The organism is Paraburkholderia phenoliruptrix, assembly GCF_047325075.1.
Taxonomy (GTDB): domain Bacteria; phylum Pseudomonadota; class Gammaproteobacteria; order Burkholderiales; family Burkholderiaceae; genus Paraburkholderia; species Paraburkholderia phenoliruptrix.
Map to the genome: position 1 here is coordinate 2,180,685 of NZ_CP168530.1, position 26,555 is coordinate 2,207,239.

Annotated in this window: 18 protein-coding genes; 12 read left to right on the forward strand and 6 right to left on the reverse strand. The window is 64.8% G+C overall.

Going from position 1 to position 26,555, the window contains the following annotated elements; genetic code table 11:
* The first annotated feature begins 199 nt into the window (after positions 1–199).
* The 3 genes from kdgD to ACEN8U_RS09650 all read left to right on the forward strand — a co-directional run bounded on the left by kdgD (position 200) and on the right by ACEN8U_RS09650 (position 3,626).
* Positions 200–1,117: a 5-dehydro-4-deoxyglucarate dehydratase gene (gene kdgD, locus ACEN8U_RS09640; protein WP_310110985.1), complete on the forward strand. Its 918-nt coding sequence runs from the start codon at positions 200–202 to the stop codon at positions 1,115–1,117.
* Positions 1,118–1,331: 214 nt separating this feature from the next.
* Positions 1,332–2,693, forward strand: coding sequence for an MFS transporter (locus tag ACEN8U_RS09645; RefSeq protein ID WP_310110984.1), 1,362 nt, complete (start codon positions 1,332–1,334; stop codon positions 2,691–2,693).
* A gap of 189 nt (positions 2,694–2,882) precedes the next feature.
* Entirely contained in the window at positions 2,883–3,626 is a 744-nt protein-coding gene (locus ACEN8U_RS09650) for a FadR/GntR family transcriptional regulator (protein ID WP_035478486.1), read from the forward strand.
* A gap of 122 nt (positions 3,627–3,748) precedes the next feature.
* Here ACEN8U_RS09650 and ACEN8U_RS09655 read toward each other — a convergent pair whose 3' ends face one another.
* Complete coding sequence (locus tag ACEN8U_RS09655; RefSeq protein WP_310110983.1) at positions 3,749–5,356, reverse strand: aldehyde dehydrogenase (NADP(+)); 1,608 nt, start codon at positions 5,354–5,356, stop codon at positions 3,749–3,751.
* 225 nt (positions 5,357–5,581) lie between these two features.
* On the opposite strand from ACEN8U_RS09655, the gene garL reads away from it, so the two are divergent.
* The 3 genes from garL to ACEN8U_RS09670 all read left to right on the forward strand — a co-directional run bounded on the left by garL (position 5,582) and on the right by ACEN8U_RS09670 (position 9,567).
* A complete protein-coding gene (gene garL / locus ACEN8U_RS09660; RefSeq protein WP_310110981.1) occupies positions 5,582–6,388 on the forward strand; it encodes a 2-dehydro-3-deoxyglucarate aldolase in 807 nt (268 codons plus the stop codon).
* Positions 6,389–6,442: 54 nt separating this feature from the next.
* Positions 6,443–7,336, forward strand: a complete 894-nt coding sequence (locus tag ACEN8U_RS09665; RefSeq protein WP_028361344.1) for a 2-hydroxy-3-oxopropionate reductase — start codon at positions 6,443–6,445, stop codon at positions 7,334–7,336.
* 326 nt (positions 7,337–7,662) lie between these two features.
* The gene (locus ACEN8U_RS09670; RefSeq protein WP_310110979.1) at positions 7,663–9,567 is read left to right on the forward strand and encodes a glycoside hydrolase family 28 protein; all 1,905 of its coding nucleotides are present in this window, start codon (positions 7,663–7,665) and stop codon (positions 9,565–9,567) included.
* A gap of 127 nt (positions 9,568–9,694) precedes the next feature.
* Here the strand turns inward: ACEN8U_RS09670 and ilvD are convergent, their stop codons facing one another.
* From ilvD to ACEN8U_RS09685, 3 genes are all read right to left on the reverse strand, one after another.
* Positions 9,695–11,554, reverse strand: a complete 1,860-nt coding sequence (ilvD, locus tag ACEN8U_RS09675) for a dihydroxy-acid dehydratase (RefSeq protein ID WP_310110977.1) — start codon at positions 11,552–11,554, stop codon at positions 9,695–9,697.
* A 295-nt stretch (positions 11,555–11,849) separates the two neighbouring features.
* On the reverse strand, positions 11,850–13,148 hold the full coding sequence (locus tag ACEN8U_RS09680; RefSeq protein WP_310110975.1) for an MFS transporter: 1,299 nt from the start codon (positions 13,146–13,148) through the stop codon (positions 11,850–11,852).
* Positions 13,149–13,180: 32 nt separating this feature from the next.
* Entirely contained in the window at positions 13,181–14,023 is an 843-nt protein-coding gene (locus ACEN8U_RS09685) for an NAD(P)-dependent oxidoreductase (RefSeq protein ID WP_310110973.1), read from the reverse strand.
* A 597-nt stretch (positions 14,024–14,620) separates the two neighbouring features.
* Here ACEN8U_RS09685 and ACEN8U_RS09690 point away from each other — a divergent pair.
* The 4 genes from ACEN8U_RS09690 to ACEN8U_RS09705 all read left to right on the forward strand — a co-directional run bounded on the left by ACEN8U_RS09690 (position 14,621) and on the right by ACEN8U_RS09705 (position 18,317).
* Entirely contained in the window at positions 14,621–16,033 is a 1,413-nt protein-coding gene (locus ACEN8U_RS09690) for a cytochrome ubiquinol oxidase subunit I (protein WP_310110970.1), read from the forward strand.
* 30 nt (positions 16,034–16,063) lie between these two features.
* Positions 16,064–17,068, forward strand: coding sequence for a cytochrome d ubiquinol oxidase subunit II (cydB, locus tag ACEN8U_RS09695; RefSeq protein ID WP_013592044.1), 1,005 nt, complete (start codon positions 16,064–16,066; stop codon positions 17,066–17,068).
* Positions 17,043–17,195, forward strand: coding sequence for a hypothetical protein (locus ACEN8U_RS09700; protein ID WP_013592043.1), 153 nt, complete (start codon positions 17,043–17,045; stop codon positions 17,193–17,195). Before cydB ends, ACEN8U_RS09700 begins: the two co-directional genes overlap by 26 nt.
* A gap of 360 nt (positions 17,196–17,555) precedes the next feature.
* Positions 17,556–18,317, forward strand: coding sequence for a response regulator transcription factor (locus tag ACEN8U_RS09705; protein ID WP_310110968.1), 762 nt, complete (start codon positions 17,556–17,558; stop codon positions 18,315–18,317).
* A gap of 124 nt (positions 18,318–18,441) precedes the next feature.
* On the opposite strand, the gene ACEN8U_RS09710 is transcribed toward ACEN8U_RS09705, so the two are convergent.
* Complete coding sequence (locus ACEN8U_RS09710; RefSeq protein ID WP_310110966.1) at positions 18,442–20,379, reverse strand: hybrid sensor histidine kinase/response regulator; 1,938 nt, start codon at positions 20,377–20,379, stop codon at positions 18,442–18,444.
* Between the two features lie 352 nt (positions 20,380–20,731).
* On the opposite strand from ACEN8U_RS09710, the gene ACEN8U_RS09715 reads away from it, so the two are divergent.
* Both ACEN8U_RS09715 and ACEN8U_RS09720 read left to right on the forward strand, forming a co-directional pair.
* A complete protein-coding gene (locus ACEN8U_RS09715) occupies positions 20,732–21,523 on the forward strand; it encodes a hypothetical protein (RefSeq protein ID WP_310110964.1) in 792 nt (263 codons plus the stop codon).
* Between the two features lie 187 nt (positions 21,524–21,710).
* Positions 21,711–25,121, forward strand: coding sequence for an alpha/beta fold hydrolase (locus ACEN8U_RS09720; protein WP_310110959.1), 3,411 nt, complete (start codon positions 21,711–21,713; stop codon positions 25,119–25,121).
* Positions 25,122–25,132: 11 nt separating this feature from the next.
* Here the strand turns inward: ACEN8U_RS09720 and ACEN8U_RS09725 are convergent, their stop codons facing one another.
* On the reverse strand, positions 25,133–26,554 hold the full coding sequence (locus tag ACEN8U_RS09725) for an FAD-binding oxidoreductase (protein WP_310110957.1): 1,422 nt from the start codon (positions 26,552–26,554) through the stop codon (positions 25,133–25,135).
* Between the last annotated feature and the right edge of the window lies 1 nt (position 26,555).

Sequence of the window (26,555 nt, forward strand, 5' to 3'; positions counted from 1 at the left end):
GCGATTAACGCCTTCTGCGCCAGCTATTCATACGTCATCCTACAACATGCACGTTGGCCCAGATGTTCCGTATTTACCCTAATCGCTCCATTATGCCGCGAAATGTTCGTTGAGTTAGCCAAAGTGTTGTTGTACGATGACGTATAAGAAATCTTCATTTCTATTGATACAACCCTACCGACGCCCGGATACATACACCATGACGACACCGCAGGAACTCAAGCAGATCGTTTCGGAAGGCCTTCTCTCCTTCCCCGTGACCGACTTCGACGAACGGGGCGAATTCCGCGCCGACACTTACGCCGAGCGCCTCGAATGGCTCGCGCCGTACGGCGCTTCGGCGCTGTTCGTGGCCGGCGGCACGGGCGAATTCTTCTCGCTCACGCACAACGACTATTCGAACGTCGTGCGCACCGCCACCGAAGTCTGCAAGGGCAAGGTGCCGATTCTGGCCGGCGCGGGCGGCCCGACGCGCGTCGCCATCGAGTATGCGAAAGAAGCCGAGCGCCACGGCGCGAACGGCATTCTGCTGATGCCGCATTATCTGACGGAAGCCTGCCAGGAAGGCATCGCCGCGCACGCCGAAGAAGTCTGCAAGGCCGTGCCGAACATGGGCGTCATCATTTACAACCGCGCGAATTCGAAGTTGAACGCCGACATGCTGGAAGGCCTCGCCGAGCGCTGCCCGAACCTGATCGGTTTCAAGGACGGCGTGGGCGAGATCGAAAACATGGTGACGATCCGCCGCCGTCTCGGCGACCGCTTCTCGTACCTCGGCGGCCTGCCCACCGCGGAAGTCTACGCCGCGGCCTACAAGGCGCTGGGCGTGCCGGTGTACTCGTCGGCGGTGTTCAACTTCATTCCGAAAACCGCGATGGACTTCTACCGGGCGATCGCGGCGGACGACCACGCGACAGTCGGCAAGCTGATCGACGAATTTTTCCTGCCGTACCTGAAAATCCGCAACCGCCGCGCCGGCTACGCGGTGAGCATCGTCAAGGCGGGCGCGAAGCTGGTCGGCCATAGCGCCGGCCCGGTCCGCGCGCCGCTGACCGATCTGACCGACGACGAAATGGCGCAGCTCGACGCGCTTATCAAGACGCTCGGGCCGCAGTAACGCAGCGCGCCTCGCCGGCAGCGCGACTGCCGGCCGGCGAGGCAAACCACCGCCGCCCATGAGCGCCGGATGAACGCCGGATGAGCGCCGGTGGACGGCAGCGCAAGGAGCGCCCGGAGACGACAACGTCGCCGGGCGTTTTTCGCACCTGCGACCGAGGCCGACCCATAAGGCCGGGAGCCCGCTCCCCTGGATAAGCATTGAGGAGATAACCATGGAAATGAGCCGCACGGCGAGTTCCGCGAATGTCGCGAAGCGCACCAAAGTCCGCTACGCGATCCTGCTACTGATCTTTGTGATCACCACCTTCAATTACGCGGATCGCGCGACGCTGTCGGTCACCGGATCGGCCATGCGCACGGAGTTCGGCTTCGACGCGATCCGCATGGGCTACATCTTCTCCGCGTTCAGTTGGGCTTACGTGCTCTCGCAATTGCCGGCCGGCTGGCTGCTCGACCGTTTCGGCGCACGGCGCGTGTACGCGGCAAGCATCTTCTTCTGGTCGCTTTTCACGTTGCTGCAAGGCTCCATTGGCCTGTTGGGCAGCGCGGCCGCCGCGGTGACGGGTCTGTTCGTGTTGCGTTTCGCGATGGGCGCGGCGGAATCGCCGGCGTTTCCCGCGAACGCGAAGGTCGTGGCGAGCTGGTTTCCGACCAGGGAGCGCGGCACCGCGTCCGCGATCTTCAACTCCGCTCAGTATTTCGCGGCTGTCGTCTTCACGCCGCTGATGGCCTGGCTTACCCACGCGTTCGGCTGGCACACGGTCTATGTCGTGATGGGCGTGGCCGGCCTGCTGCTCGCCCTCACCTGGCTCAAGGTGATGAAGCACCCCGCGGACCATCCGGGGGTGTCGGCGGCCGAACTGGAGTACATCGAACAGGGCGGCGGCGTCGTCAACGGTCACCAGAAGGCCGATTCTAAAGCCGCTGCCGTCGATGTCGAAAAGGCCGGCGGCTGGTCGCTCGTGCGTCAGCTGCTCACCAACCGGATGCTGGTCGGCGTCTATCTGGCGCAGTACTGCATCAACGTGCTCACCTACTTCTTCCTGACGTGGTTTCCGATCTACCTGGTGCAGGCGCGCCACATGACGATCCTGCAGGCGGGCCTCGTCGCGTCCTTGCCCGCCATCTGCGGATTTTCGGGCGGCGTGCTCGGCGGCATTCTGTCGGACGCGCTGATCCGGCGCGGCCATTCGCTGACCGTCGCGCGCAAGGTACCGATTGTCGGCGGCATGCTGCTGTCGGTGTCGATCATCGGCTGCAACTATGTGTCCACCGACTGGATCGTCGTCGCGCTGATGTCGCTCGCGTTCTTCGGCAAGGGTATCGGCGCGCTCGGCTGGGCGGTGGTCGCCGACACGTCGCCGAAGGAAGCCTTGGGCCTGTCCGGCGGCATCTTCAACATGTTCGGCAACGTGGCCGGCATCGTCACGCCGATCGTGATCGGGTATCTCGTTGCGCAGAGCGGCTCGTTCAACGGCGCGCTGGTGTTCGTCGGCGCCAATGCGCTGCTCACGGTGTTCAGCTATCTCGTGATCGTGAAGGACATCAGGCGCGTGGAGCTGCGCCCGCGGTGATGACGGCGGCGATGGCGGCGGTGATGGCGGCTTGCCCCGACACGTACGACGAGCGCGGCCCGGCGCTCCGCCGCCGCGCGCCTCTGCCCTGCGCTCAAAATGATCCAGCCTTTCTATAATCAGTCGTCAGACGACGGTATAATGGACCGCAGGAAGCATCTGCAACTATCTGATTCAGGGGCGTTTTCGATGGCTACACCACTGGCATCCGCGGCACCGCCACGACGCGCTCGTAATCTCGCCGAGCTCGTCGTCAACTACGTCACCGAGCAGATCGCGTCCAACGCGCTGAAGCCGGGCGACAAGCTGCCGACCGAATCGCAACTCATGGTCACGCTGAGCGTGAGCCGGACGGTGATCCGCGAGGCCATTTCGCGCCTGCAGGCAGGCAAGATCATCGAGACGCGGCACGGCATTGGCAGCTTCGTGCTCGAACCGCAGCGCGAAAAGCTCGGCATCGACATGGTGCCCGCCACCACGCTGCGCGACGTGCTGTCCATCCTCGAACTGCGCATCAGCCTCGAAACCGAATGCGCGGGTCTCGCCGCGCAGCGCGCCAAGCCGGAAGACCTCGCGCGCATGCGCGCCGCGCTCGACGGAATCGAAGCCACGCGTCACAACGGGCTCGACAGCGTCGAGGCGGACCTGCAGTTCCATATCTCGGTGGCGCGCGCCACGGGCAACCGCTATTTCGTCGACATCCTCACACAAATGGGCAGCGCGCTGATTCCGCGCAACCGTCTGGATTCCGCCGGCATTGCGCGTGCCGAGCCGGACGCGTATCTGTCGCTCGTCAACCTCGAACACGAGAGCATTCTCGAAGCGATCAGCCGGCACGACGCCGACGGCGCACGCGCGGCCATGCGCATGCATCTGTCGAACAGCCGCGAGCGGCTGCGCCGCGCGAACGAAACGTCCGAGGCGAATAGCTGAGCCATCCGCCGGTTTTCAGCGGCGCGCTCGCAGGCGCACCGGCAAAAGAACCAGGCAAAAGAAAATGGCCGGGGAGTTCACCTCCCCGGCCATTTTCATTCCATGCGAAACGTCATACGCACTTAGCTGCGCGTGATCTCACCATCCCGACGACGCCACAGGTTCAGCGGATTCGCGTCGGCCAGCGCCTGCGGCAGCAGATCCGCCGGGAAATCCTGATAGCAGACCGGACGCAGGAAGCGCTCGATTGCGGTCGTGCCGACCGAGGTCGCGCGGCTGTCGGACGTTGCCGGGAACGGGCCGCCGTGAACCATCGCGTGGCAGACTTCGACGCCGGTCGGGAAACCGTTGACGAGCAGCCGCCCTGCCTTGCGCTCCAGAATCGGCACGAGCTTTTGCGCGGCGGGCAGATCGGCGCTGTCCATCTGGATGGTCGCGGTCAATTGACCGGCGAAGTGCTCGGCAACCTGCAGCAACTCGGCTTCGTCCTTGCAACGCACGATGGTGGAGGCCGGGCCGAACACCTCGTCCTCCAGCGCCGGCGTGGCGAGGAAGGTGCGCGCGTCGGTGACGAACAATGCCGCGCACGCCTGGTTCGGACCGGTCGCCCCGGCGCCGCGCGCGACCGTTTCGACGCCGGCGGTCGCGGCCAGCTTGCCCTCGCCTTCCGTGTACGCCGCGTGGATGCCCGAGGTCAGCATGGTTTGCGCGGGCTTGGCCGCGAGCGCCTCGGACGCCGTCGCGACGAAATTCTTGAGCGCGTCGCTGTCGACGGCGATCGCGAGACCCGGGTTCGTGCAGAACTGGCCGGCGCCGAGCACGAGCGAATCCACGAAACCGCGCGCAATGCTCTCCGTGCGCTGTGCCAGCGCGTTCGACAGCAGAAACACCGGATTGATGCTGCTCATTTCCGCGTAAACCGGAATCGGCTCAGGGCGCGCCGCCGCCACGCGCATCAGCGACAGACCGCCCGCGCGCGAGCCGGTGAAGCCGACCGCCTTGATTGCCGGATGCGCGACGAGCGCCTCGCCGACCGAATTGCCCGCGCCGACGATCAGCGAGAACACGCCCTCGGGCAGATCCATCTCCTCGGCGACGCGTTGGATCACGCGACCGACCATCTCCGACGTGCCGAGGTGCGCGCGGTGCGCCTTCACGACCACCGGGCAGCCGGCGGCGAGCGCCGCAGCCGTGTCGCCGCCCGCCACCGAGAACGCCAGCGGGAAGTTGCTCGCGCCGAACACGGCGACCGGGCCGAGCGGAATCTTCTGCATGCGCAGGTCCGAACGCGGCAGTGGCTTACGCTCCGGCAGCGGCGAATCCAGCGTGGCGGCGAGCCACTGGCCCGAACGCACCACTTGCGCGAACAGCTTGAGCTGGCCGGTCGTGCGGCCGCGCTCGCCTTCGAGGCGCGCCTTCGGCAAGCCGGATTCCTGCTGCGCGCGCTCGATCAGCGCGTCGCCCAGCGCGGTGATGCCGTCGGCGATACGCTCGAGGAACTCGGCGCGCACGGCGAGCGGCAGTTGCCGGTAGGGATCGAAAGCCTTGTGCGCCAGTTCACACGCCGCGTTGACGTCGCTCGCCGTGCCGCTGCCGAACACCGGCTCGGCGATATTCGTACCGGTGGTCGGATTGAACGCGTGCAGCGCTGCTTCGGCGCCGCGTACGGCCTTGCGGCCGATCAGCATTTCGCCGGTGATCTGGCCGGTGACTTCGCTGGAATGGGACATGTCTCTTTCCTTGTTTGAAAAGTACTAGATATAAGTCATCCTACAACACGGCGGTGGGCTCGCGCAACCGCAAGCCGGCCCCCGGCGCCGGGAATCCGGGTTAACGTGACCGTTACAACTCGCTGATCGGATGCTACTCTGCATTGAGATATACGACGACCTATAACATGCGGTTCAGCCCTCGTCGGAACTCAACCCGATCTCACGCGTTCGAGGAATACGTTCATGCCAGCCGCGCCCTGCCCGCCTTATCAGTCTTTTCCCAACAGCTTCCGCCACGCGGTACGCAGCGGCGAAACGCTGGTCGGCTGCTGGGCCTCGCTCGCGAGTCCGATCGTCACGGAACTGCTCGGCGTGATCGGCTTTGACTGGATGCTGCTCGACGCCGAGCATGCGCCCAACGACGTCCTCACACTGATCCCGCAACTGATGGCGCTCAAGGATAGCCGAAGCGCGCCGGTGGTGCGCCCGCCGGCCAACGACAGCGTGGTCATCAAACGGCTGCTGGACAGCGGCTTTGCAAATTTCCTCGTGCCCTTCGTCGATAACGCCGACGACGCGGCGCGCGCGGTCGCCGCCACGCGCTATCCGCCGCAGGGCGTCCGCGGCGTGTCGGTGGGCCACCGCGGCAATCGCTACGCGACGGTACCCGACTATTTTGACATGGCCAACGACAACGTCTGCGTCATCGTGCAGATAGAAAGCCGCCAAGCCGTGGAGTCGATCGACGCGATTCTCGCCGTCGACGGCGTCGATGCCGTTTTCGTCGGCCCGTCCGACCTCGCGGCGGCTTATGGGCATCTCGGCAACGCCGCGCATCCGGACGTCCAGCAGGCCATCGCGCATGTGTTCGAACGTGCGCAGGCCGCAGGCAAGCCGAGCGGCATTCTTGCACCGGTGCAAGCCGACGCCGAACGTTATCTCGCGATGGGCTGTCGCGTTATCGCCGTATGCGCCGATCTCGGGCTTTTGCGGAACGCGGCGCAGGCGGTTCATCAACACTTCATCAAGAAACCGGCGGATCGGAGCTGACCCGCGCATCGCGCGGGCCCGAGCGGGGCCGCCATGACATCTTCGGAGCATTCCATGCAAAAAGCAGGCTTTATCGGACTCGGCATCATGGGCAAGCCCATGGCCGCGAACCTTTTGAAGAACGGCGTGAAGCTGGCCGCGTTCACGCGCAGCGGCGTCCCCGCTGAGCTCGCCCAGGCCGGCGCGCAGGCTTGCGACAGCCCCGCGGCCGTCGCCGCAGAGGCCGACGTGATCTTCATCATGGTGCCGGATACGCCGGACGTCGAACGCGTGCTGTTCGGCGAAAACGGACTCGCCAGCGCGTTGCATGCGGGCCAGACCGTCGTCGACATGAGCTCGATTTCGCCGATGGCCACGCGCGATTTCGCGGCGCGCGTGCGCGAGACCGGCGCCGATTATCTGGATGCGCCGGTGTCGGGCGGCGAAGTGGGCGCGAAGGCAGGGTCGCTCACCATCATGGTCGGCGGCGAGCAGGCCACCTTCGACAGCGTGAAGCCGCTCTTCGACATGATGGGCAAAAACGTCACGCTGATCGGCGCGGTGGGCGCGGGACAGGTGTGCAAGGTCGCCAATCAGGTGATCGTGGCCGCCACGATCGAGGCCGTCGGCGAGGCGCTGCTGCTTGCATCGAAAGCGGGCGTGGATCCCGCTCGCGTGCGCGAAGCGCTGATGGGCGGCTTCGCGTCCTCGCGCATCCTCGAAGTGCACGGCGAACGCATGACGAAGCGCACGTTCGACCCGGGCTTTCGCATCGAGCTGCATCAGAAGGATTTGAATCTGGCGCTTTCGACGGCGCAGGCGCTCGGGGTTTCGCTGCCCAATACGGCCACCTGCCAGGCACTTTTCAATGCCTGCGTCGCGCACGGCGGCAAGGCGTGGGATCACTCCGCGATGGTGCGTGCGCTCGAAGTACTGGCCAATCACGAAATCGGTCAGCAAACGGCCTGATTCGCCACGCGCCCGGCTCGCGCCGCTTCGCCTGTTCGCTTCGACGAACGGGCAAAGCGGCGCGTCATACGTTAATGGGCGCTATACCAGACACATAGCGGGGGCGAGCCGACAAACGCCCTTCGTTTCTTTCACTTATTAAGGATGACTGAATTAAATGAAAGCGAGTGCAATGAACACGGCGCTTTCCTGCATCGACGATTATTGACAACGCCCTGAAGGGCAAGGAGACATTCGTGGCAACTCACTATAAGAACAGCAGCAAACGGGCAGCTTCGAACCACGCGGCTCATGCCGAGCCTCATTCACCCGGACGCAGGGCCTTCATGGTGTTCGCCGGAACCTCCGCCGGCGCGACGCTGCTCGGCGGCTTGTCCGGCTGCGGCGGCTCCGGCAGTTCGGGCCTCACGCCGGAAGATCCGATCTGGGGCAGCTACGGCGCCGCGACGCAGATCATCGCGTCGCTCGCCGGCATCACGCAGTCCATGTTCCCGTCGCGCGACTTCGTGGTCACGCAATACGGCGCGCAACCGTGCGCCGTGGTCGCGGCGACGAATCCGTATACAGGCGCTTCGTCCCCGGCGAGTCCTGGTTCGAATCAGACTCATGCGGCCTCTTCCTTCGACTCCCGGCCCGCGTTTCTCGCGGCAATTCAGGCTTGCAACGCGGCGGGCGGCGGCCGCGTCGTAGTGCCATCGGGCAACTGGTATTGCGCGGGTCCGATCGTACTCCTGAGCAACGTCAACTTTCACCTCAGCGCCAATTGCACGATCTATTTCAGCCCCAATCCGGCTGACTACGCCAAAGACGGCCCGGTGAATTGCGGCGCGAACGGCAACCTGTTCTATACCCGCTGGCAGGCCAACGATTGCCTGAACTTCGGCTCGCCCGTCTACGCGCGCAACCAGAGCAACATTGCGCTGACCGGCGAAGACGCCACGTCGGTGCTCAATGGTCAGGCTATGACGCCCTTCTCCGGCTCGGGCAATACGGCGACGTGCTGGTGGACCTTCAAGGGATCCAACGGCGCCTACGGTTGCGTGAGTTCGTCGGCGCCCTCGCAGGTCTACAAGAACCCGAACAACGTGGATCTTCGGACCGCCGCGCCGGGCATTTCCGACGCGCTCTACGCCCAGCTGACGAGCCCGACGACACCCTGGCAGGAGGATCAGAACTACTTGCCGGCGCTTTCCGAGGCCGGCGTGCCGGTCGCGAAGCGCGTTTTCGGCATGGGGCACTATCTGCGCCCATGCATGGTCGAGTTCATCGGCTGCACGAATGTGCTGATGGAAAACTACTGCACGAACAACACGCCTTTCTGGCAGCACCATCCGACCGACTGCAAGAATGTGGTGATTCGCGGCGTGACGACCAACAGCATCGGTCCGAATAACGACGGCTTCGACCCCGACGCGTGCGACAACGTGCTGTGCGACGGCGTGACCTTCAACACCGGCGACGACTGCATCGCAATCAAATCGGGCAAGGACCTGGATACGCAATACGGCCCCGCGCAAAACCACGTCATCCAGAACTGCACGATGAACAGCGGCCACGGCGGCATCACGCTCGGCAGCGAAATGGGCGGCGGCGTGCAGAACATCTACGCGCGCAATCTGCAGATGCTGAATCAGAACTGGGCGACCAATCCGCTGAACATCGCGATCCGCATCAAGACGAACATGAATCGCGGCGGCTTCGTGAAGAACTTCTACGTCGACAAGGTCACGCTGCCGAACGGCGTCGCGCTGAAGGGCGGCGGCTACGGCAGCGCGCTGCTCGCCGGCAGCCCGATCAACAGCACCGTGCCGCTGGGCGTGGTGAGCGCAGCGGCGGCCAATCCGTCCGCGGCCCAGGGCGGCCTGATTACGTTCGACTGCGACTACCAGCCGGCCAACGACGCGATCAGAACGCGGCCCGCGGTCGTGCAGAACGTCAACATCTCGAACGTGCAGGCGAGCAACGTGACGCTCAACGGCGTCACCGGGTCGTGCTTCCAGGCGATCGTCGCGCAAGGCCCCGTCGCATTCGACTACAACGGGCCGACGCCCGCGCCGACGATTCCGCCCATCACCGGCGTCACCATCTCGAACTGCAATCTGGGCACGGCGGTGTGCGCCGGACCGGCCACGCCCGGGCCGATCTACGCGTACAACGTCAACGGCATTACGTTGAAGAACGTGGTGATCGGCTCGACGACATACAACACGAACGTGGTGGATCTGCGGTAAACGTGAAACGCGGCGGGGGTGCGCCCCGCCGCGTTTTCAGATGACAGTCGCGGCTAGCGCTGCGACAAAAAAACCGCTCCTGGGAGCGGTTTTTTTGACAACCAGAGCACGAAGCCCTGCGCAAGCATCAATCGTCGAGCAACGACAGATCGCGCACCGCGCCCTTGTCGGCCGACATCACCAGTTTCGCATAAGCCTTGAGCGCCGCCGACACCTGGCGCGGACGCGGCTTGGCCGGCTTCCAGCCCTTCGCGTTCTGCTCTTCGCGGCGGCTTGCAAGCTCGGCGTCCGACACCAGCACGTTGATCGTGCGGTTCGGAATGTCGATGCGAATCTTGTCGCCGTCGCGCACGAGGCCGATCGCGCCGCCCGCCGCCGCTTCCGGCGAGCAGTGGCCGATAGACAGGCCCGACGTGCCGCCGGAGAAGCGGCCGTCCGTCAGCAGCGCGCAGGCTTTGCCGAGCCCCTGTGACTTGATGTAGCTCGTCGGGTAAAGCATTTCCTGCATGCCCGGCCCGCCCTTCGGACCTTCGTAACGCACGATCACGACGTCGCCCGCCTTCACCTTGCCCGCAAGGATGTTCTCGACTGCTTCGTCCTGCGACTCGGTCACATGCGCCGTGCCCTCGAACACCAGAATGCTCTCGTCGACACCGGCGGTTTTCACCACGCAGCCGTCGAGCGCGATGTTGCCCGTCAGCACTGCAAGGCCGCCTTCCTTGGAGAACGCATGCTCGTACGAGCGGATGCAGCCTTCCGCACGGTCGAGGTCGAGGCTCGGCCAGCGCGTGTTCTGGCTGAACGCCACCTGCGTCGGAATGCCGGCGGGACCCGCCATGTAGAAGGTGCGGACGGCTTCGTCCTCAGTGCGGACGATGTCCCACTGATCCAGCGCGTCTTTCAGCGTGGGCGCGTGGACCGTCGGCACGTCGGTGTGCAGCTTGCCCGCGCGATCCAGCTCGCCGAGGATCGCCATGATGCCGCCCGCGCGATGCACGTCTTCGATGTGATACTTGTTCGTATTGGGCGCCACCTTGCACAGCTGCGGCACGACGCGCGACAGCCGGTCGATGTCGGCCATCGTGAAGTCGATCCCGGCTTCCTGCGCGATGGCCAGCAAGTGAAGAATCGTGTTGGTGGAGCCGCCCATCGCGATGTCGAGCGTCATGGCGTTTTCGAACGCCTTGAAGCCGACTGCGCGCGGCAGCACGCTCGCTTTTTCCTGCTCGTAGTACTCGCGGGCCAGTTCGACAATGCGGCGACCGGCGCGCTTGAAAAGCTGCTCGCGGTCCGCGTGCGTGGCGACCACCGTGCCGTTGCCCGGCAACGAAAGGCCGAGCGCCTCGGTGAGGCAGTTCATCGAATTGGCCGTGAACATGCCCGAGCACGAGCCGCACGTCGGGCACGCGGAACGCTCGACTTCGGCAACGTCCGCGTCGGAATAGGCCTTGTCGGCGGCAATCACCATGGCGTCCACCAGGTCGAGCTTCTTGAACTCGATGGTGCCGGTTTTCGGATTCGCGAGGCGCGTCTTGCCTGCTTCCATCGGGCCGCCCGACACGAAGATCACGGGGATGTTCAGGCGCATTGCGGCCATCAGCATGCCGGGGGTGATCTTGTCGCAGTTCGAGATGCACACCATCGCGTCGGCACAGTGCGCGTTGACCATGTATTCCACGGAGTCCGCGATGATGTCGCGGCTCGGCAGCGAATAGAGCATGCCGTCGTGGCCCATGGCGATGCCGTCGTCGACGGCAATGGTGTTGAATTCCTTGGCGACGCCGCCGGCAGCCTCGATCTCGCGCGCGACGAGCTGGCCGAGGTCTTTCAGGTGCACGTGGCCGGGCACGAACTGGGTGAACGAATTGACCACCGCGATGATCGGCTTCGAGAAATCTTCGTCTTTCATGCCGGTGGCGCGCCACAGCGAGCGCGCCCCTGCCATGTTGCGGCCGGCGGTGGAGGTTTTGGAACGGTATGCGGGCATCGTGGTTGTTGAATGAATATCGCTTGAAAAAAGCGGGCCAAGGGAGTGACGGCCCCTCGAGCGCCCGTGCGAACAACCTTTTGAGCCGCGCCGCGGGCAAAGCACGCAATTATCCCACAGCGTATGAGGGTATGCGGGTTTGGCGTGGGCGGCTGGGCGTAGCGTTACGTCGACGCTTGCCCGCTCAGAAAAACGATCCATGACGAAAGCGGCGCCTGCAGGCGCCGCTTTCGCTGACCATCGCGCCCGATCATGTCGGCGCAATGCAAGGGTCGTCGTCGCTTATGATCCTCTGCTACTTCGCGGCGACCGTGCCATTGGCCTGCGACCAGCGCGGCTGTGCGGCCTTGTCCGCGCTCTTCGCGAGCAGGCACACCACGCCGGCCGCGATGACGTCGAACACCGCGAGCAGCACGAAAAGCGGGCTGTAGCCGACCTGCGTCACGAGCACGCCGAAGAGCGCAGTGAACGCCGCGGCGCCAAGATAACCGGCCATGCCGCCCATCCCCGTCGCGGTCGCGACTTCGTTCTTGCCGAACATGTCCGACGTGATCGCGTACAGCGCGCCCGACAGCGTCTGGTGCGCAAAACCGCCCACGCACAAGAGCGCCACCGCCACGTAGGGACTCGCGACGAGGCCCACGCACGCCGGTCCGATCATGCACAGCGCGCCGACCACGAACACCATCTTGCGCGACGTGAAGAGCGACACCTTCGCGTACTTGTGGAACAGCGGGCTCAGATAGCCGCCGAGCACGCAGCCGATATCCGCGGCGAGAAACGGCATCCACGCATAGAGCGCGATTTCCTTCAGGTTCATGTGACGCTCGGTCATCATGTAGAGCGGAATCCACGCGTTGAAGGTCTGCCATGCCGGCTCCGACAAAATGCGCGGAATGCCGATCGCCCAGAAGTCGCGGCTCTTCAGCATGGCGAACCAGTTGCGCCTCGGCGCGCCGTCGTCGCTGTGCTTCGCTTCCTGGCCGCTCAGAATGTAGTCGCGTTCCGCATCGCCGAGCATTTTCTGGTTGCGCGGATGCTTGTACAGCACCATCCACACGACGCTCCACACAATGCCCGCCACCCCGACGATCACGAAAGCCAGCTGCCACTGCCCGTGCAACAGCGCCCACACCACGAGCGGCGGCGCGAGCAATGCGCCGATCGACGACCCGATGTTGAACCAGCCGATCGCGACCGAACGTTCTTTGGCCGGAAACCACTCGCTCGTCGCCTTCACGCCGGCCGGAATGCCGGCCGCCTCGGCAATCCCGAGCAGGCCGCGAAAGAACGCGAGGCTGCGCCAGCCCGTCGACCAGGCCGCGGCCGCGCACGCGAGCGACCACGCCAGCGCGAAGGCGGCAAAACCGATCTTGGTGCCGACCGTATCGAGCAGAAAGCCCGCGACCGGCTGCATGAATGCATAGCAGAGCTGCCACGCGACTACCACGTGAGCGTATTGCTCGGTGGTGATGTGGAGGTCCTTCATCAACGTCGGTGCGGCCACCGACAGCGTATTGCGCGCCAGATAATTGATGATGAGCCCGGCGGCAACCAGACTGACCATCCACCAGCGGATGCCCTTGATCTTCATGCTACGTCTCCTGGTAATGCTTTGAACTGTCTTCAGACCGGCTGCGTGCCCGCGCCGCTGCCCACGCCGCTGCGCACGCCGCCTTCTTCACGCGAATAGTCGATGCCGACAAAGCCGCCGCCCTGGAAGCGCTGGCCCAACGCATCGAGCGGATTGGGGCGGGCCAGAATTTCCCCGGCGTAGTCTTCGGCGTTCTGCTTCGGCTGATAGCCGAGGCGCGCGGCGCCGCTGTTGTCCCACCAGCTGCGCGTATTGGCCGACACGCCCCACACGGTGATGAAACCGAGCTCTTCGGCTTCGATGCAGCGGTCGAGGAAATGCATCAGATCGGCATGGCCGAACCAGGTGCTCAGATGGCGCGGTTCGGTCGGACGTTCGAGGCAACTGCCGATGCGCACGCACACGCTCTCGATGCCGTGCTTGTCCCAGTACATGCGCGCGAGCGCTTCGCCCCACACCTTGCTGAGGCCGTAAAAGCCGTCCGGACGCAGTTCGCAGTCGAGGCTCAGACGCTCGGTCACCGGATACATGCCGATGGCATGATTCGAACTCGCGAACACGATGCGCTTGACGCCGTGCCGCCGCGCGCCCTCGTACACCTCGACGAGACCGCGCAAATTGTTTTCGATGATCTCGGGCAGCGGGCGCTCCACGCTGGTGCCGGCGAAGTGGATCAGCACGTCGACGCCGTCGAGCAGCCGGTCGACGACCGCCGGATCGCGCAGGTCGCCGTGCATGACGTCCTCGCCATCGACGAGCGGCGTGAGCGGCTTCGAGCCGGCCGCCGAGCGCAGCGGCGTGCCGCGCGCAATGAACGCGGCGCGCACGACCGAGCCGAGCTGGCCGCCGGCGCCACTGAGGGCGATCTTTTTCATAGGGGTTCCTTTACTGCACCGGCTTCCGGGCGAGGTCGACACTTGTCGCGGCAGACCGAGAGGTTCGCGATAAAGCGTTAGTTGTACGATAACGTACTATCGACTATGCGCAAACGGATTTCAACCAGGCATTTACCCGGAGTCGGGTTCCGCGTTTCAACTGGCCTCTGCCTGAATCCTGCGGCTGATGGCCTCGATATTTATGCGATGTCATATAACTACAAGCATCAAGCTCTGCCTCCCGAGTCAGCGCGGCGCTCGGCTCGCAGCGACTGCGCGAATCGCCCTGCACAAGCCCGGTCGCCCGCCTCGACCAGCGTCTCCCAAGCTTTGCTGCGACGCGGTCGATTGCCGCACTTGCCGCCTTCCGGGCCGCCATCGCGCTATCTCACGCAATAAGCAAAAGCTGATATAGATCAGCCATTTGCGGCGCAAAAATCCCGAATCAGCGCAAAACAACGCGGTTTTTTGACGCACGTCGCGGCGCAGCATAAACGTCCGTCTTCCCCTAATCTTCGGCCATCTGCGAAACGCAGTGCGCACCGACACCGGTCGACGCGCGTAGTCCGCAACGAGCGGCATCACGCCTTCACGATCATGAACTCCGCAATATCGGCATTCGACCTCGCCCGCATCCAGTTTGCGTTCACCGTCTCCTTTCACATTGTTTTTCCCGCGCTGAGCATCGGCCTCGCGAGCTTCATCGCCGTGCTCGAATGGCGCTGGCTCAAAACCGGCAAGGCGTACTACAAGGACCTGTGCCTGTTCTGGTCGAAGATTTTCGCCGTCGCGTTCGGCATGGGCGTCGTCTCCGGCGTCGTGATGAGCTATCAGTTCGGCACCAACTGGTCGGGCTTCTCGAGCTTCGCCGGGCCCGTCACCGGACCTTTGCTGATGTACGAGGTCATGACCGCGTTCTTTCTGGAGGCCGGCTTCCTCGGCATCATGCTGTTCGGCTGGCAGCGCGTGAGCCCGCGCGCGCACTTCGGCGCGACGCTGATGGTCGCGACCGGCACGCTCATCTCCACTTTCTGGATTCTCGCGTCGAATAGCTGGATGCAGACACCGCAAGGCTTCGAAGTCGTGAACGGCCAGGTCGTGCCGCTCGACTGGTTCAAGATCATCTTCAACCCGTCGTTCCCGTACCGGCTCGCGCATATGGCGCTCGCGGCGTTTATCGTTGCGGCGCTCGTCGTGGCGGCGGTGGGCGCGTGGCATCTGCTGCGCGGACGGCGCGATCCGGCCGTCAAGAAAATGTTCTCGATGGCGCTCTGGCTGCTGCTGATTCTCACGCCGATCCAGGCGTTCGTCGGCGATCAGCATGGTTTGAACACGCGCCAATATCAGCCGGCTAAGATCGCGGCCATCGAAGGTCTGTGGGACACCGAGAAAGGCGGCACGGCGCTGAACCTCTTCGGCATTCCCGACATGCAGGCGGAAACCACGCGCTACACGGTGTCGATTCCGCACCTGGGCAGCTTGATCCTCACGCATAGCTGGGACGGCGAGATTCGCGGCCTGAAGGAGTTCCCGCCGCAAGACCGGCCGAATTCCACGGTGGTGTTCTGGAGCTTTCGCATCATGGCCGGCCTCGGCGTGCTGATGATCGCCATGTCGGTCGCCGCGTGGCTGCTGCGCCGCCGCGGCCGCCTGTTCGAATCGAAGGGGTTCCAGCGCTTTGCCCTCGCCATGGGCCCGAGCGGCTTCGTCTCGCTGCTGGCCGGCTGGGTCACCACGGAAGCCGGCCGCCAGCCGTGGGTCGTGTACGGCGTGATGCGCACGTCGCAAGCCGTGTCGCCGCTCACCGCGCAACAGGTCGGCATTTCGCTGATGGCCTTTGTGGTCGTGTACTTCCTCGTGTTCGGCACGGGCATCTATTACATGCTCAAGCTGATGCGCTCGGGTCCGGCGCTGCCCGGACAGACGCCGCACGGCGCGCCGGCCCCTACGCCGGATCAGACCGCGCGCCGCCCCTTCTCCGCCGCCGATCAGATGATCGACGCCGCCTAACCCAGCCCTCTCTCTTAGCCAGGTATCACCATGGACGTCACCGTAGTCTGGGCCGCGATCATCGCGCTAGGCCTTTTCATGTATGTCGTGCTGGACGGCTTCGACCTCGGCATCGGCATCGTCTTTCCGTTTTTTCCGGACGAGAAGGAACGCGACCTGATGATGAACACCGTCGCGCCCGTCTGGGACGGCAACGAAACCTGGCTCGTGCTGGGCGGCGCCGCGCTCTTCGCCGTGTTCCCGATGGTGTATTCGACGGTGCTCTCCGCGCTTTATCTGCCGCTCATTTTCATGCTGGTCTGCCTGATCTTTCGCGGCGTGTCGTTCGAGATTCGCGCGAAGGCCAATCGCACCAAGCACTTGTGGGACCTCGCGTTCATCGGCGGCTCGGCGGGCGCCGCGTTCTTCCAGGGTGTCGCGCTCGGCGCCTTTCTGCAAGGCATTCCGGTGATCGACGGTGCCTATGCCGGCGACGCCTTCGGCTGGCTCACGCCGTTCAGCCTGCTCTCGGGCCTCGGGCTGGTGGTGACCTATGCATTGCTCGGCTGCTGCTGGCTCGTGGCGAAGACCGAAGGCGACCTGCAGCGCCGTCTGCATCGCGTGGTGTGGCCGCTGACGGTCGTGCTGCTCGGCTTCATCGCGACGGTGAGCCTGTGGACGCCGCTGCAGGACGCGAACATCGCGCAACGCTGGTTCGACGACGGCCTGTTCTACCGGCTGCTGCCCGTGCCGTTCCTCGTGGCGGGCTGCGCGTTCTTCATGCGCCGCGCGGTGCGCGAGCGGCATCACAACACGCCGTTCGCGCTCGCGCTCCTGCTGGTGCTGCTCGGATATGCCGGCTTGCTGGTGAGCCTGTGGCCGTATGCGATTCCGTCAAGCGTCACGCTGTGGGAAGCAGCGGCGCCGCGCGCGAGCCAGACCTTCACGCTGGTCGGCGCGGCGGTGATTTTGCCGATTATCATCGCCTATACGACGATGGGTTACTGGGTATTTCGCGGAAAGGTGCGCCATGGCGACCAACATCACTATCACTAAGTCCGCGCGCAAGCTGCCGGGCTGGCTCTGGTTCGTCGCGCTGTGGTGCTTCGGCGTGGGCTCGGCGATGTCGCTCGGTTACGCGTTCAAGCTTCTGATGAATGCGACGCTCTTTGCGGTGAAATAGCGGCTCGGCGGCCAGCGCGTGGACGCGCAGGCACAGATCAGGGGCGTTTCGATCCGCCCGGCATAACCTTTCGCGGCAGCCCCGCGCCCGCTTGAAAAACGGCGCGCGCGGCTCGTCTACGTAGCAAGCCGGAACGATGCGCGAGAGAGACCACTCTTCACACGACAGACAAAAAACGTGGCGCCGGCGATGCCACAAGCAGAGAATGACCGGCGCGGCAGCCGCAAGGCCCGCCGCGCCAACCGATCGGCTTAAGATCACGGGGTAGCCGGCAATGATGCGATTCACGACAATAGAAGCACAACGGGGCCTGGCAACGGCGGTAGTCCACAACACGCAAGCTCGACTCGTGGAGACATCATGAAGTTTCTTGTGGCGGACGACCATGAACTGATCCGGCAAGGCGTCAAGGGCATGCTCCGCGGCCTCGACGCCGACGCCCAATTCGACGAAGCCGACAGCTGGGAAACCCTGGCCGCGGCCGCGCGGCCCGACGCCGATCACGATCTCGCGATCGTCGATCTGCATATGCCGGGCATGAGCGGCGCGTCGTCGCTGGAAATACTGCTGAAGGCCAATCCCGCGCTGCCGGTGGTCGTCCTGTCCGCCGAGGAGTCGCCGGACGAGATGCGGGCGGTGCTGGCGGCGGGCGCCCTCGGCTTCGTGCCGAAGCGCCAGCCCGCCAGCGTGATGCTGAAGGCGATCGAACTCGTGCTGTCGGGCGGAGCCTATGTGCCGATGGAAGCGTTGAGCCTGCTGGGCTCGCGCGAGGCCCAATCCGCCGACGCCGGCGCCGGGCAGACCGGCGCCGGCTCGCCCCAGCAGGCCGCGACAGGCAGCGCAGGCGCCGGCACCGTCACGCTCGCCGAACCCGTCGCGCAGCTGCAGGCGTTGCAGCCGCATCAGCAGCATCTGCTGGAAAACCTGTCGCCGCGTCAGCAGGACATCATGCGGCTCGTGCATCGCGGCTGGACCAACAAAATGATCGCGCGCGAACTCGGCGTGGCCGAGGGCACGGTCAAGGTGCATCTGTCCGTGATTTTTCGGGCGCTCGGCGTGCACAACCGGTCGACGGCCATCGCGGTAGTCAACGGCTGGCTCGAAGCAGGTAAAACGCTTTAGCGGCTGGGCAATGTGCAGTTGACTGCCTGGGGTGCTGCGTCTTGCGCTGCCTCTTGCGCTGCCTCTTGCGCAGGCTGCGGTGCTGCCTGGGCGGAAAGGCCACCGCCTAACCCCGCACCCGCGCCTACGCCTCCCGTTGCGACGCGCTTTCCTGGCCATGCCGCGCTTCCCGTTGCGCCGCGAAAGACGGCGCGCCGGCCACGTCGCGGGAAGCGTCTTTTTCCATGCGGCCTGCTGCGCCGGCTGCGTCCGCCATCTGGGCGACGGAGCTTTCGGGCGCCGAAGCCACCCGTGTCTTGTCCCGCTCGGCCTGCTGCCACAGCATGTCGAGCGTGCGCCGCAAGCGCGCCGCGGTGACCGGCTTGTGCAGCACCGGAATGCCTTGCAACGCGAGCGCCGCCAGTTCCGCCGACGCCATATCGCCCGTAATCAGCAGCGTCACGACGCCCTCGTGGCCGGAGCGCGCGAGCTTGTTGCGCACCGCCGTCAGCGCCTGCGCGCCGGTGCGGTGATTGGCCAGCTGGTAATCGCAGAGCACGGCGTCGGGCAGGAAACCGTCGTCGAGCGCAGCCAGCGCGGCGGTTTCGTCGCGCGCGCCGCGCACCGTGCAGCCCCAGCGGCCGAGCAGGCTCGACAGACCTTCGAGAATCGACGGTTCGTCGTCGATGCACAGCACGCGCCGCCCTTGCGCCACCGGAGCGCCCGCCACCGTTTCGTTCAGGCTCGCGACGACGCCGCTCGCCTCGCCGGCCCGCACCGGAAAGCGGAACACGGAGCCTCGCCCGGGCGCCGAGCGCAACTGCAGTTCGCCGCCGAGCAGGCCGACGAGGCGCTTCACCGTCGGCAGGCCGAGGCCGTGCCCCTGGCGCGCATCGCGCTGCGGGTTCGCGACCTGATAGAACTCTTCGAAAATACGCTCGTGCTCCTCAGGCGGTATGCCGATGCCCGAATCGCGCACCTCGATATAGCCGCCCGTGCTTCGTCCGGCGCGCCGGAAGCCGAGCCAGATCGCGCCTTCCTCCGTATAGCGCACCGCGTTCGACAGTAGATTGCTCAGCACGCGCTCGAGCAGCACGGGATCGTCGTGCACCACCATCGACGTCGGGGCGATGCGCAGCGCCAGCCCCTTCGCCGCCGCCTGCGGACGATACTGGCTGCCGACGCGCTCGAACAGCTCCGAGAGCCGGAAATCCAAACGGATCACCTGCGTGACGCCGCTTTCGAGCCGCGCGAGATCGAGCACCTGGTTGAAGAGCTGATTCAACGCCTCGACGTTATAGACGATGTGTTCGGCCGTTTTCGCATGCTGCGCGGGTGTGGCGGCCGGCTCGTTGAGCGAGGCGGCCAGGAGGCCGATCGCATGCAACGGCTGGCGCAAATCATGGCTTGCCGCCGCAAAAAAGCGCGTTTTCGCGAGACTCGCCTCTTCCGCGACATGCTTTTGGACCGCGAGCGATTCCGCGAGGTACTGCTGATCGACGCGCGCCTGCACGACCTGCTGGAACAGCTTGCGGTAGCTGAGCGCGTAGACGTTGATCGCGCAGAAAAAGAATGCCAGCACAATGGCAAGAATCGTGCGGTCGAACGTATGTACACCGAAATGCAGCACGATCGACGGAAACAGCAGAAAGGGAATCGCCGTGGCGAAATTCAGGAGGTCGAAGCCATTCGACATGAACACGCCCGCTGCGAGCGTGACGAGCATCACCGTATGCAGCAGCGGCAAATCGCTTTGCGGGCTCTGGAACGCAAACCAGATCGCGAGGCCGGGCGCGCTGTACAGCAGCACGCCGCGCAGCGCGTGCAGATTGATCCAGCCGCGCGGCGACAGCAGATGCGGATAGCGCCGGTTGCAGATCCATAGCGCGAGACCCGCGCAATTGGCGGCGGCATAGAAGCCGAAGCAGGCAATGAAGAGCGGCGGCGACGGAATGGCGGGCCAGTAAATGGCCACCAGCACCGCAATCGAAAACCAGTGCGAAAAGAACGCGATCGGGTCTTGTGCGTACAGCACGCGCACCAGGTCTTCGTCGATTGCATGCTGGATCGGGTCAGCCCGCATCGCGCGGTCTCCTTGTCGGGCACGGCAAATTCGGTGATGGGGCGCGGGACCCGGGCGCTCGCGCAAAGCGCGGCCCGGCGTAGTGCGCAAGAGCTTGCACGGTTTTATTGCAATGCGGCCGCGCGCGGCAGCCGCCGTTCTCATCAGACGAATGACAGGCCTTATGCCGGATGGTTTACCCGGCAGTTTACCCATCAGCTAACACTTAATCCATATAGGCGAAGCCCACGCCCGCGAACATACTGCCTTCACGAACAGCGCGGCCACCACGTCTTCAGCTTCCACTCTTCGCCAGCAGTCCGGCTCGCCGCGCTTCCCACGCTACCGTCGCCTTACCCGAATGGAGGCTTTCATGGGCGCAGTTCCGAGCCACGAGTTCGTCCGCAATCTCGACGACGCGATCCTGCCCGATCTGTGGCGCCGCCGCACGCAGCTGTCGGCCGACGAAATGGTGTCGATGGTCGAACTCGTCAGACGGGCCTTGCGCACTTACCATCCGCTCGAATTGCAGGCGCTCGGCGAAGACAAGGAAGAACTGGTCGCGCAGTTCATTTATTCCAAGGTGCTGCGGCTCGCCCCCGGCCACACGGAAACGCATGCATGCGCCGACAGCGCGCCGTCCAATGGCTACGCACTGTGCGCGTACTTTCGCCGTTATCTGATCGACTGCCTGCGCAGCGCCGGGCATCAACGCAACGTGTCGATGGAAACCGACGGCATGGCGCAGGAAATCGATCTGCATGCCCAGGCATTGGAAGACCCCGTGCAAAGCGTGCTGCTGCAATACGGACTCGACGAACAGCGGGTGCGGCGCGCGGCGCGCGCATTTATCGAAAATCTCGACGAGCCCGAACGCATCGTGCTGGCCGGCAGTCTCGGCTGGTGCTCGGAAGGCAAAGGCGGACTGTCGGCGGTTGCGGCTCAGCATCGGGTGCCCTCGTATCACTATCGCGCCGTCAAACTCGGCGTCACCATGAAAAAGACGGCCACCGCCGAGGATTTTTCCAATACCAAGATCGGCCGCTGGCTCACGGACGTGCTCGGCATCGACATCGACATCGACAATCGCAGCGCCATTCTGCTCGCGCTGAATCTGCTCGCCGCCGAGTCGACCGATAGCGAAATGAATGAAGCGGCCGCGTAAGAACGCGCAAAACGACCCTGCCCAGCGATAAAAGCGCGAAAAGCCGCTCAACGCGGCAGCGCATTCTGTCGACGCGCCTTTTTTTGTTCCCGCCCACCGGCTAGGATAAAAAAGCCGCGGCAGCGCGCCGTCTTACTTCCGACGCCCGGTCCCTTCCCTGCATCGATTCCTGACGAGGTGGTCGCGTATGAACCGCTTATCGAGCGCCGTGACGGCGATGAAATCGCACTATGAAGTGGTCGTGATCGGTTCCGGTTATGGCGGCGCCATTGCGGCGAGCCGCATGGCCCGCGCGGGCCGCAGCGTCTGCGTGCTGGAGCGCGGGCGCGAGTTCATGGCGGGCGAATACCCGCGCACCCCGTTTCAGGGCGCCGAGCAGATCCAGTACAACACGCCCGCCGCGCAGATCGGCTCGCCGCTCGCGCTGCTCGAAGTGCATGTGAACGACGACGTCAACGCGGTGGTCGGCTGCGGCCTCGGCGGCACTTCGCTGATCAACGCGAACGTCGCGTTGAAGCTGGATCCGCGCCTGTGGGACGACGCGCGCTGGCCCGCTGCGCTACGTGCGGACGAGGCCGGACGCGACACCGGTTATCAGCGCGCATGGGACATGTTGCAACCCTCGCCCGTCCCGGCCCGATTCCGCGAATTGCCCAAGCTGCTCGCGCTCGCACAATCCGCCGAGGCGCTCGGCATGGCGGAGCGCTTCAGCACGCCGCCCATCACCGTCACTTTCGAGGATCGCACGAACGCGGCCGGCGTCGCGCAGAAAGCCTGCACCGGATGCGGCGACTGCAACTCGGGCTGCAACTACGACGCAAAGAATTCGACGCACATGAACTATCTGCCCGACGCCGTTGTGCACGGCGCGCAGATTTTCACGGGCGCCGCGGTGCATTCGGTGACGCGCAATGCCGCTACCCAAACGTGGCAAGTCGGCTATCAGCTCGTGCGCCTTGGCCGCGAGAGCTACGACGCGCCGGACCTGTTCGTGAGCGCGGACATCGTGATCGTATCCGCGGGGACGATCGGCTCGACCGCCTTGCTGCTGCGTTCGCGCAATGAAGGCCTGAGCGTGTCGGGCATGCTCGGCCAGCGCTTCACCGGCAACGGCGACGTGCTCGCGTTCGCGTACAACACCGAGGACACCATCAACGGCGTCGGCTGGGGCGCGCATGTGGAGGGCGATATCCCGCCGGTGGGGCCGACCATCACGGGGCTGATCGATCATCGCAATACCGCCGACGTCAAAGACGGCTTCGTGATCGAAGAAGGGTCGCTCGCCGGGCCGGTCGGCGCCGCGCTCGTGGGCATGCTGGGCGCCGCTGCGCCGCTCGCCGGCGTGGACGTGTCGGGACCGCGCACGGCGGACCGGCAGCTCGCCTACGACGCCCGCGTCGTCGAAAGCTTCCTGCACGGTCCGTACCGCGGCGCGCTCAATCACACGCAAAGCTACCTCGTGATGGCGCACGACGACGAAAGCGGTCAGATCAGCGTCAACGACAAAGGACGGCCACGCATCGCATGGGAGAACGCCGGCAAGCAGCCGATCTACGAAACGGTTGAAGAGACGCTGAAGAATGCGACGGTGCCGCTCGGCGGCAAATACCTGCGCGATCCCATTTCCAACGACATCTTCGGCAACCGCACCGTGACCGTGCATCCGCTCGGCGGCTGCCCGATGGGCGAAGACGCCGAACACGGCGTGGTTGATCATATGGGCCGCGTTTTCAGCGGCATGGCCGGCACGGCTGTGCACGACGGCCTGTACGTGATGGACGGCGCGGTCATGCCGATGTCGCTCGGCGTCAATCCGCTGTGGACGATCTCGGCCCTCGCCGAGCGCAATTGCGCGCTGCTCGCCGCGTCGCGAGGCTGGACGATCGACTACGACTCGAAGGGCACCGCCGCCGCGCCGCCCGCGCAAAAAATCGGCTTGCGCTTCACCGAAACAATGGTCGGGCATTACACGCCGACCGGCGCAAGCAAGGACGCGGCAAGCCCGATGGCGTTCACGCTGACCGTCGAGTCCGACGACCTCGCCGATATGCTCAGTGATCCGAACCATCTGGCGCGGACTGCCGGCACACTCACCTGCCCCGCCCTCTCCGCGCAGCCGATGACGATCGCCGACGGCACCTTCAATCTGTTCGTGGCCGACCCTCAGGATGTCGACGAGCGCAACATGAACTACCGGATGACGCTCAACTCAGCGGAAGGGAAAACCTACTATCTGAGCGGTCAGAAGATCATCACGCGCACGTCGCCGCTCGAACTGTGGGAGCAAACCAATACGCTTTATGCGCGCGTTTTCGACACGCCACACGCCGACGCGGCGCCGCTCGGCAGTGCGACGCTGATCATCACGCCGGAAAATTTCCTGAAGCAGCAGCGCACGCTGGAAGTCACGAATGCGCCGGATCTGGCAACGCGTCTCGAATGGACGCTCAAATTCGGCAAGTTCTTTGCGGGCGTGCTGTTCAGCGAGTACGGCGGCATCGCCGCGCCTTTGCAGTACTACGATCCCGACGCCAAGCCGCGCCTGAAGCGAGCCTTGCGTGCACCGGCGCCGCAGGTGTTCTTCTTCGACACGCCCGACGGCACGCGTTTGCGGCTTACGCGCTATGTCGATCCTGCGCGCAAGAACGCACGCCCCGTGCTGCTGATTCACGGCTCGGGCGTGTCGAGCCGCATCTATTCGACCGACCTGATCGACACCAACCTTGTCGAATATCTGTGCGCCGCGGGCTATGACGTCTGGCTCGTCGATCTGCGCGTGAGCATCGAAATGCCTAGCGTGCTGGTACCGACCAACGTCGATAAAGTCGCGCTCGAGGACATTCCCGCGGCCGTCGCGAAGATTCGCGAAGTGACCGGCGCCGCCGCTATCCAGGCGCTCGGCCATTGCATGGGCGGCCTCGCGTTGAGCATGTCGTTGATGGCGGGACTCGAAGGCGTGCGCTCGGCGGTGATCTCGCAGGTCGCCGTGCATCCGGTGCCGCCCACGCTCGGCCGGATCAAGGCGGGCCTGCACATTCCCGACATCATGCAGCACCTCGGCGTGACCGACCTCAACGCTTACACGCAGGACGAAAAGTGGCCGCACAATCTCTTCGACGAGGCGCTGCGGCTCTACCCTGTCGACCACGACGAGGGCTGCGGCAATCCGATCTGTCATCGCGCGACGTTCATGTACGGGCTGCTCTACGAGCATGCTCAGGTGAGCGAAACGCTGCATTCGAACCTGCAGGAACTGCTCGGTGTGCATGACGTCGGCGTGTTCAGGCATCTGGCCGCGATGGTGCGTGCGGGCAACGTCGTCGACGCCGACGGAAACGATGTCTATCTGCGCGGAGCGCGCGGCATGAAAGGCCTTGCCGGCATGCGCATTCCCATTGGCTTCATTCACGGCGACCGCAACGAAACCTATGTGCCGAAGAGCACCGCGCTCACCTATCAAATGCTCGTCGACGCCTTTCCCGAGCAACCTTACGAGCGCTATCTGATTCCCGGTTATGGACATATCGACTGCATCTTCGGCAAGAATGCGGCGGTCGATGTCTATCCGACTATCGCGCGCTATCTGAACGCGCATTGAACTCGCGCTCTTCAGAAGAGCTTGCCCGGGTTGAGGATGCCGCGCGGATCGAGCGCATGCCTGATGGCGGCCATCGCGGCCAGTTCGGCGGACGAGCGCGAGATCGGCAGGAATTCGCGCTTGAGCAAACCAATGCCATGTTCCGCCGACACGGACCCGTGCAACGGCCCGAGCATGTCATAGACGAACGCGTACACCGCATGATGATCGACGCCGGGAATCGAGTGGCCATCCACGGTGACATGCAGATTCGAATCGCCGATATGACCGAAGAAATACGATTCGTTGCCGGGCCAGCGCGCATCGAGCGCCGCGCGGCAACGCTCGACGAAAGCACCGATCGCGCCAATCGGCAGACTCACGTCGAAGTTGATCGGATCCAGTCGCACCGGAAACTCGGCCGTGCATTCGCGGATCGCCCATAACGCGCGTGCGTCCGCCACCGATTGCGCGATCACCGCGTCGCGCATCGCGCCTTCGTCGAGCGCGTCGGTGAGCGCCGCGGCAAAGCGTTCGCCGCTGTCGCTCGCATCGAAGCTCGCGTGTTCGATCAGCGCGTAAAGCGAATGCGCGCCGTCGAACGGCGAGCGCGCACCCGTCAGCTTCACGCCGAAATCGTAGAAGTCCGGCCACATGATTTCGAATGCGCCGATGTCGTTGCCGAAGCGCGTCGACAAACGCCGCAGCAGGCTCACTGCGGCATCGTAGCCGTCGAGCGCGACAAGCGCCGTATGACGCGCGGCGCGCTGCGGATGAAGCCGCAACACCGCGCGCGTGATGACGCCAAGCGTGCCTTCCGAACCGATGAACCAGTGCTTCAGGTCGTAGCCGGTGTTGTTCTTCACCATCTTGCCGAGCGAGCTCAGCACCTCGCCATTGGCGAGCACGACTTCGAGCCCGAGCACCTGGTCGCGCGCGGTGCCCGACTGGATCACCCGATTGCCGCCTGCATTGGTCGCGAGATTGCCGCCGATCTGGCACGAGCCGCGCGCGCCCAGGTCGAGCGCGAGTTCGAAGCCGGCTTCTGCAGCGGCTTCCTGCGCGGTTTGTAACGTGGTGCCGGCGCGCACCGTGAGCGTGGCCGAAGCGGAGTCGATTTCCTCGACACCGCTCAAGCGTTCCAGTGACAACGCGATGTCCGTGGCGCGCGCAATCGCGCCGCCTGCGAGTCCCGTCATGCCGCCTTGCGGCACCACCGGCTGATAGGCCGCGTGGCAAATGGCGAGCGCACGCGCGACTTCGTCCGTCGTGCGCGGCAGCAGCACGGCTGCGGGGCGCGTGGGCGCGTGGCGCGTCCAGTCGGTCATCGCGCGTTCGCCGATCTGCTCGCCGACGCGCACGGCATTGTCGCCGAGAGCATCGCGCAGCGCGTCGAGCGTGGCCGATAGCGGCGCCGTACAGGGTTGTGCGGTCGCGTCGTTGTGGAGCGTCATC